Source organism: uncultured Clostridium sp. (assembly GCF_900547735.1).
In the GTDB taxonomy this organism is placed as follows: Bacteria; Bacillota; Clostridia; order Lachnospirales; family Lachnospiraceae; genus Otoolea.
In genome coordinates this window covers 1-7,737 of record NZ_URHZ01000133.1, presented here as the reverse complement: position 1 = coordinate 7,737, position 7,737 = coordinate 1, and the positions used below count along the sequence as shown (strand labels likewise).

Genomic DNA, 7,737 nt, shown 5'->3' with positions numbered 1-7,737 from the left:
GCGAGTCCCCGTAGGAATTTTTTCTCCTGGATTCCCCCTCACCACAACCTGCAAATCGGGACTGAAGACTCATAGCCAACCTCCCACCACCCCGTCCGTCGTCTTACAGAGGCGTCCTCGCCCCTCAATTAAATCCTCAAATTACCACGGTACTGCCTTTTATTATAAAGGGAAGGAATCTTCCTGTCAAATTTACGGACAGATAAATTCCGATAAGAAACCGGTATATTGCGGAACGGCAGGAAGACGCTACAAAATTAAAAGAAAAAAGAATGTGACAAAATCACAGTAAAGACATATAGTTGCTGTTATAATAGCAACATAAGAAAGTAATGCTAACAATCAATGCTAACAATTAATGCGAAAGGCGGATATAGATATGGAAAAAAACGGAAAGAGAAGAACGCTCATCATAGGCGGCGTGGCGGGAGGAGCCACCGCGGCGGCCAGGCTCAGGAGAAGAGACAACGACAGGGAGATTGTCGTATTTGAGCGCGGTGATTATATTTCCTATGCAAACTGCGGCCTGCCGTATTACATTGGCGGCGTAATCCAGGACAGGAATGCGCTGCTCTTAATGAATCCCGGGACCATGAAGGCCCGTTTTGACGTTGACGTGCGGACCGGCAGCGAGGTGACGGCAATTCATAGGGAAGATAAGACGATTTCGGTGCTGGATAGGAAAACGGGAAAAACGTATGAAGAGCCTTATGACGATCTGGTGATTGCGACCGGTTCCTCCCCGATGGTTCCTCCGATTCCGGGCATAGACGGCGAGGGAATCTATACGCTCTGGACCGTGCCCGATACCGACCGGATTAAGAAGATTATAGAAGAGAAGAAACCGTCCGCGGCGGCCGTGATCGGAGGTGGATTTATCGGCCTTGAGATGGCCGAGAACCTGAACAAAGCCGGAATCGGCGTGAGCGTAATCGAGATGCAGAACCAGGTAATGGCTCCTCTCGACTATGAACTTGCGGAACTGCTCCATGAAAATATGACGGAGAATGGCGTGAACCTGATTCTGGGCGACGGAGTATCCTCTTTTGAGGCGTTAGAGGGCGGCGGCACCCTGATTACGCTAAACAGCGGGAAAACCGTCCGCGCCGACATGGTGCTTCTCTCCATCGGGGTAAAACCAAACAGCGGTCTTGCCAGGGAGGCGGGGCTTAAGCTAAATGCACGGGGCGGCATTGTGACGGACTCTTATATGAAGACATCGGATGATAGTATATATGCCGTAGGCGATGTGGTCGAGGTGGAGAATTTTGTCCTGGAAACACCGGCGATGATACCGCTTGCAGGCCCGGCCAACCGGCAGGCCAGAATCTGTGCCGACAATCTGGCCGGAGACAGAAAAGAGTACCATGGAACAATGGGAACCTCGGTTGCCAAGGTCTTTGACTATTCGGCAGCCGTTACCGGAGTCAATGAGAAGACGCTCCGGGCCATGGGAAAAGAGAAGGATAAAGATTATTTTTCCATCCTCATCAGCCAGAGATCCCATGCAGGATATTATCCCGGCTCCACGGTTCTTCATCTTAAAATGCTGTTTGACCGTGACGGCCGTCTGTTCGGCGCCCAGGCCGTGGGTCCGGAGGGAGCGGATAAGCGGATTGACGTGATCGCATCGGTCATGCGCGGCCACGGTACGATCTACGATTTGGAGGAATTGGAGTTAGCGTACGCTCCGCCTTTCTCATCGGCGAAGGACCCGGTCAATATGCTGGGATTTGTAGCGGAGAACGTGCTGGACGGTCTGGTGGCGTTTATCAGTTGTGCCGGACTGGATGAAATGGCGGCGGATAAAGAGGCGGCAAAGGATATGACGATCCTGGATGTGAGAGAGGACGGTGAATTTGCAGAATACCACATTCCCGGTTCCGTGCATATTCCGCTTGGCAGACTGAGGGAGCGTCTCGGCGAGCTTGATAAGGATAAGATGACGGCCGTTATCTGTGCGGCGGGAATCAGAGCTTACAATGGGGCGCGTATCCTGATGCAGAACGGTTTCTCACGCGTTCAGGTTATGGAGGGAGGAATTAACTTCTATAAAACGCAGCATCACAGAGATTTTGAGAATAAGAACAGCAGGGCTATTCCTGCCGAAATCCCGGGCTGCCCGTTGGATCAGGGGAAATAGGGGCGGAATCATATAGGAGATAGAAGTAATATATGGCAGAATTTACCGGTATATCTTCCAGTTTTATTGTGTTATTATAGTTTTGTAACAGAAATGTAATAATTTTGAAACAAATAGGAGGATTTACCATGATGAAATTACGTTTACTTTCCGCAGCAGCCCTGACCGTGTTTATGGTTGCAGCAGCACCGGCAATGACATCCCAGGCTGCTATGTTCACGACCTGTGTTCCGGGTAACAGCTCCGGTTCTATATTTAATTCAGGAATGCTTTCAGGAAACTTCGGCCAGAGAGGCGGCCAGGGATTCTGCGGCGATTTTAGCTGCGGCGACTGTCTGACGGGAGGAAACTGCCAGAACGGTACTGACTGTCTGAGCGGAGGAAACTGCCAGACCGGAAACTGCCAGACCGGCGGAAGCTGCCAGGGCGGCAATACAGGCGCCGGATGGCAGAACGGAATCCAGACAATTCCGTCCTTCGGTGGAAGACCGGCAGCGTCCATGCAGAATTCCTGCAGATAATCAAATAAGTAAATCACTAATGGGAGGACTGTTTTACGTCCTCCCGTTTTGCATATTTGCTGAGAAACCGGCAGAAGTCTTCCAGTACCTTCTCATTTTCCTCAGTGGAGCGACGGGTCAGGATGATATCGCGTTTACAGACGGGATGCTCAATGGGAATCAGGGCAACCTTTGGCGTGGATAAAAGTCCCCACGAGTACTCCGGCCAGAACCCGATGCCAAGGCCTGCCGCAATCAAGTTGCGCACGGATTCGGGATTGTCGCTTTCACAGATGATATGCGGCGTAAATCCGGATTCCAGACAGAAGCGGTCGCAGATGCGCCGCATCGGTCTGTTATTGGACAGGCTGATGAAACCTTCCCCCTGCAGCTCTTCCAGCCGGATGGAGGGGCGTCCGGCAACAGGGGAGGAGGAGGGGACGGCCATGAAGAATGCCTCCTTTAGAATGATGTTCCCGTTTCCCTTCAGTTCTTCACCGGGGAACGCGGTGGAGATGCACAAATCTTCATTTTCCACGTCGGGGTTCTGCCAGAGCCGGAAATTAACATCGGGATGAAGCTGTTTATATTCAATAATACAGTCGGTGACCAGCCTGGACGCAGCCAGCAGATTGAGGTGTATCGTGTGGACCGATTGGCTGGCCCTTTCCTGCAGTGCGGCCGGAAGTTCTTCCAGGGATGCCAGGATGGGAATTAACTGCTTTTCCAGAAAACGTCCCGTGTCGTTGAGGCGGATATTTCTTTTTTCGCGGTCGAAGAGTGTGACACCCAATTCGTTTTCCAGACGCTTAATGGACTGGGAGAGGGCGGGCTGGGCAATCTGAAGCGCTTCGGCCGCTTTTGTCATATGCTGGTATTTTGCCGCTACGAGGAAGTAGCGAAGCTGCAAGAGTTCCATAATGGTTCCTTTCTTTTGTTCTGTATACCTGGGAATCCTGCCTTTTGAACCGTGACAGGATATAGCTATATTATAATTACTACACGTCAAAAACACAACAAAATAAGAGAAAATCATAACATGAAAGTTATGAAAAGATAAAAAATAAGTATTAGATATCGTTAAAAAAATAACGTATAATAGGGATATAAAGAACGGGGGATACCCAATCAGGAGGAACGGATATGACGAACAGGACAGTATGTATCGAGAGAGAATATGGAAGCAACGGGAAAAAAATTGCGGAGTGGCTCTCCAAAAGCACGGGAATTCACTGCTACGGCAAGAATGAACTGTTAGAGGCCGCTGAGAAGTACGGACTGGTTCAGGTGAACGGGGAAGACGCAGAAGAGAACGAATATAAGACCTACTGTGAAACCATTAAATTCCTGGCGGACAAGGGTTCCTGCATCTTCGTAGGCACATGTGCTTCCGCAGTTCTTCAGGGAAGACCGAGGAATTTCAACGTATTTATCAAAGCCGACATGGAAAGCAAGATTTTCTGGGCCATGGAGAGTGAAAAAGTGGAGCGCGATAAGGCGGAGGAAATCATCGCCCAGATGGATGATAAACGCAAAGAGACGAGAAAGCACTTCGCGATAACTGCAGACGGAAAACCGGTGGAATATGATTTAGTAGTTACAAGCTCCAAATTCGGTATCGAAGGAACGGCAGAAATCATTAAGAACTGCCTGTCCAGAATTTAATAGACAAAGCAATGATAACATTGAGACAGCCGCGTAAAACAAAGAGAATTGATAGTGAAATAAATATCACAAATTATAGCTTATAAAATATGGATTTGTGACAAATAAAAAATAAACCGTATCAGAGTTAGCCTGGAAACTGCTGCTGTACGGTTTGTTTTTTATTTTAAAGAGAGTCGGGCTTATATTTTTTAAAGAGGGGGCCTTCTTCACCGTAACCATCGCGGATAAAGCCGCTGCCCTGCAGCACCCCTTGGGATGCTTTATTATCCGGTTCGGTCTGGGCGGTGACGCATCTGACACCCTCCTGCCCAAATGCCCATTTGGATATGCCTTTTACGGCCTCTGTCGCATAGCCGTTCCGCCTGAACTCCTCACCGATCCCGTAGCCGAGCTCCACGATTCCTTCCGCATCGGGAGCGCCCTTAAAGCCGATTTCACCGACCTGCGTCCCGCCGGACAGAGTGATTTTCCAGTTGGAGCCCCATTCTTCCCGGCCTGGCAGGCTTTGCATGGTTTCGAGCATTTCATGGTAGGCCTGTTTCATTCCACTGTCTTTTTCGCTGTGATATAAAGCATTCATTTCTTCGATATTTTGCGGCGCGAGGTAAAGCCGTTCCGTTTCTATTAAAATCTTTTTCATAGTCATCCAATTCCCTTTTATTTTCCTGTACTGCGTTTTTAACCACGTTTATTAGGACGATGCGGTCTGGTTCCGCCCGGCTATCTTCAGTCTAATATCTGCCGGTGAAAATGTCAAATCATTCAGGAAACGTTTAGAAGATGCTCTGACTGTTCACTCCGTGCTCAGTAACATGCTGCGCGATGCACAGAAAAGGCAAAAAACGCCGTTTCGCTCCGCAATCCTCGGGTTTTCTGTGACTTTTGCTGCGTTTCACTCACAAAAAACACCTCGCGGAACATTCCCCGTGAACAGCTAGAAGATGCTTTTACAAATGGCCTTTTTAAATGCCTTTATCAAGGCGTTTTCCGGTGGCTTTCCTTAATTGACAGATATCTCTAACTATAATACAATAGAAAAGGTGCGGCCGCCGCCCCGCATCACGGTAACCGGAAGAATGAAAGAAGAATGAAAGAAGAATGAAAGAAGAATGAAAGAACAATTAAAGGACAAACAGATACTTAAAACAGATACGTATAATATACACGCAGTGAAGTAAAGATTCATAAGGAGATAATAATGAACTATCAGGATATTAATTCAAAAACAATTGACCAATGGGTGAAGGATGGCTGGGTATGGGGAACTCCCATATCACACGAAGAATTTGAGCGCGCCCTCCGCGGCGACTGGAAGGTCGTGCTGACGCCGAATAAAACAGTACCGGCAGAATGGTTCGGTGATCTGCGCGGGAAGAAGGTGCTGGGACTTGCAAGTGGCGGAGGACAGCAGATGCCGCTCTTTACGGCGGCTGGAGCGCAGTGCACTGTGCTTGACTACTCGGAGAAACAACTGGCTCAGGAAAAAATGGTTTCAGAGCGTGAGGGCTACGACATCACGATCATCAGAGCGGATATGACGAAACCGCTACCGTTTGAAGATGAGAGCTTTGACTTGATCTTCCATCCCGTTTCCAATTGCTATGTGGAAGAAGTAAAACCGATTTTCAGGGAGTGCTACCGCATCCTGAAGGACGGAGGAATCCTGCTTGCAGGGCTTGATAACGGCATAAACTATATTTTTGGCGATGACGAGAAAGAGCTTTTGAACTCACTGCCCTTTAACCCGCTGAAAAATGAGGAACATATGAAACAACTGGAGGCCGACAACAGCGGAGTACAGTTTTCCCATACAATGGATGAGCAGCTTGGAGGACAGCTTGAGGCGGGATTCATCCTGACTCATATAATGGAAGACATCAATGACGAAGGAAATCTAAAAGAGCACAACATCCCCTGTTTCGTGGCCACACGCGCAGTGAAAAGAAACGATCTGCAGCCGTGTAAACTTATCTGAAACGGGACATGAGTGCCAATTGCGGAAACGGCCCTGCGGCCGGATACATAAACACAAAGAAGAGATGTAAAATATTACGTTAAACTTAAAAAGAGGGGCCGGAAGTGAAATTCTTCCCGTCCCTCTTTCTTTATCAATATTCCATTTCCAATTATTTGCCGTTTGCGATGATAATCTCCTGTGCATATGGCAGTGTCTGAATCCAGTCACAGAATGTGTGCCACTCGGTCAGCTTATGATCTTTTCTTGCATAGTAGATATTGATCAGAGTCTCATAGTTAAAGGAGCATGTCCGAAGCTGATTGTAGCTGGTAGGAAGGAGCTGGATCATATCATACCAGTGGTCTTTGCTCTTGGTCTCCAGATATCTGAGGCGGATTTCCTCCATCTTATCGACAACGCCCTGCATAAATTCTTTTGTTGCAGGTGTCATGTGATCGCAGCTGAAGTCGTCTAACGTGAACGGCTTGCTTGCAATCTTGTGCATCGTACTGCAGGAATTGGCAACGGTTGCAATTTTATATGTATCATATTCTTTCCACCAGTAGAGCGGAGCTGTAATGTCAACAGATACGAGGATCTGACGGACATATTTGCGGTGATCGCTTCCGGCCATGCGCAGCTTCTTAGCCAGATTCAAATCATTCGGACCGAGGATGTAGTTGCCCTTCTCATCGTAAGAGCTGTCCGTGCGGTTCCAGCTGTTAAGGGGATTTCTTGCGCCGCGGAGAGCATTCTCCATATTCATTACGCTGGTTCTTTCTAATGTAATCATGGTGATTCCTTTCATCGATTCCCTGTTTTCGTGGTACTAAAATTATTATACCAGAAGAAGATAAAAAATCAATTGTAAGATTGGAGGAGAAATGAGAACGCCGCCGGGACGGTCGGGGGCGGGATGGTGAGAGGGAGGTTGTGAGTCTTCAGTCCCGGATTTTTGGTTGTCGCGGGTGGGGAATCCGGGAGAAAAAATTCCTGCGGGGACCCGCTCCCGCTTGTGGAATGCGCAGCGGGTGCTAGATTCGTGTAAAACCTCATCAAGCACCGGCGGATTCCAATGTCCCCTCCGGAAAGTTTTCTCCCTCCTTCCCCACGGGCAGGTTATGGGCCGGGACTGAAGACGCGAAGGTTGTCGCCATCCCGAATCCCTGGCCTGCGGCCGCTGAATTGTTCTTATTCCTTCAAAGGGGGGAGGTATTGTCGTTGCCACTACATTTCCTCGAATTCCGGGAGAATGCCTTCTGCATGGTATTCAATTGATGAATCAGAGCTTTAGCACCTGGCGTATCTTTGAATAACCGTTGAATTTTTTGATTTTTCTAAAAATATAGCTTTGGATTTTTCTTTAAATCCAGCCTAAAATACCTTCTTAAGGTAAAAAGTTCACGACTACATGGTGGCCGCGACAATACCTCCCCCCACACTTGACGAAAGAGACAATCAGCCCCTGA

General features: G+C 48.4%; 7 protein-coding genes. 4 read left to right on the top strand and 3 right to left on the bottom strand.

The genetic code is table 11. From position 1 onward, the window contains the following. The first annotated feature begins 379 nt into the window (after window positions 1–379). Window positions 380–2,143, top strand: a complete 1,764-nt coding sequence (locus tag QZT18_RS23055; protein ID WP_294152014.1) for an FAD-dependent oxidoreductase — start codon at window positions 380–382, stop codon at window positions 2,141–2,143. Window positions 2,144–2,271: 128 nt separating this feature from the next. Continuing rightward, a complete protein-coding gene (locus tag QZT18_RS23050; RefSeq protein WP_294152012.1) occupies window positions 2,272–2,664 on the top strand; it encodes a hypothetical protein in 393 nt (130 codons plus the stop codon). A gap of 16 nt (window positions 2,665–2,680) precedes the next feature. On the opposite strand, the gene QZT18_RS23045 is transcribed toward QZT18_RS23050, so the two are convergent. After that, window positions 2,681–3,562, bottom strand: a complete 882-nt coding sequence (locus QZT18_RS23045) for a LysR family transcriptional regulator (protein ID WP_294152010.1) — start codon at window positions 3,560–3,562, stop codon at window positions 2,681–2,683. Between the two features lie 224 nt (window positions 3,563–3,786). Here QZT18_RS23045 and QZT18_RS23040 point away from each other — a divergent pair, with 224 nt between their 5' ends. Further along, window positions 3,787–4,308 (top strand): AAA family ATPase, encoded by a 522-nt coding sequence (locus QZT18_RS23040; protein ID WP_294152008.1) that lies wholly within the window; start codon window positions 3,787–3,789, stop codon window positions 4,306–4,308. Window positions 4,309–4,474: 166 nt separating this feature from the next. Here the strand turns inward: QZT18_RS23040 and QZT18_RS23035 are convergent, their stop codons facing one another. Continuing rightward, window positions 4,475–4,951, bottom strand: a complete 477-nt coding sequence (locus QZT18_RS23035; RefSeq protein ID WP_294152006.1) for a GNAT family N-acetyltransferase — start codon at window positions 4,949–4,951, stop codon at window positions 4,475–4,477. 558 nt (window positions 4,952–5,509) lie between these two features. Between QZT18_RS23035 and QZT18_RS23030 the strand changes: the two genes are divergently transcribed. Further along, on the top strand, window positions 5,510–6,286 hold the full coding sequence (locus tag QZT18_RS23030) for a class I SAM-dependent methyltransferase (RefSeq protein WP_294152004.1): 777 nt from the start codon (window positions 5,510–5,512) through the stop codon (window positions 6,284–6,286). Between the two features lie 151 nt (window positions 6,287–6,437). Here the strand turns inward: QZT18_RS23030 and QZT18_RS23025 are convergent, their stop codons facing one another. Then, complete coding sequence (locus QZT18_RS23025) at window positions 6,438–7,061, bottom strand: hypothetical protein (RefSeq protein ID WP_294152003.1); 624 nt, start codon at window positions 7,059–7,061, stop codon at window positions 6,438–6,440. Window positions 7,062–7,737 lie beyond the last annotated feature (676 nt).

What these genes read in the sequence shown, in the direction of transcription:
- QZT18_RS23055 (WP_294152014.1), top strand. Translation starts at nt 380, where the DNA reads ATGGAAAAAAACGGAAAGAGAAGAACGCTCATCATAGGCGGCGTGGCG.
- QZT18_RS23050 (WP_294152012.1), top strand. Translation starts at nt 2,272, where the DNA reads ATGATGAAATTACGTTTACTTTCCGCAGCAGCCCTGACCGTGTTTATG.
- QZT18_RS23045 (WP_294152010.1), bottom strand. Translation starts at nt 3,562, where the DNA reads ATGGAACTCTTGCAGCTTCGCTACTTCCTCGTAGCGGCAAAATACCAG.
- QZT18_RS23040 (WP_294152008.1), top strand. Translation starts at nt 3,787, where the DNA reads ATGACGAACAGGACAGTATGTATCGAGAGAGAATATGGAAGCAACGGG.
- QZT18_RS23035 (WP_294152006.1), bottom strand. Translation starts at nt 4,951, where the DNA reads ATGAAAAAGATTTTAATAGAAACGGAACGGCTTTACCTCGCGCCGCAA.
- QZT18_RS23030 (WP_294152004.1), top strand. Translation starts at nt 5,510, where the DNA reads ATGAACTATCAGGATATTAATTCAAAAACAATTGACCAATGGGTGAAG.
- QZT18_RS23025 (WP_294152003.1), bottom strand. Translation starts at nt 7,061, where the DNA reads ATGATTACATTAGAAAGAACCAGCGTAATGAATATGGAGAATGCTCTC.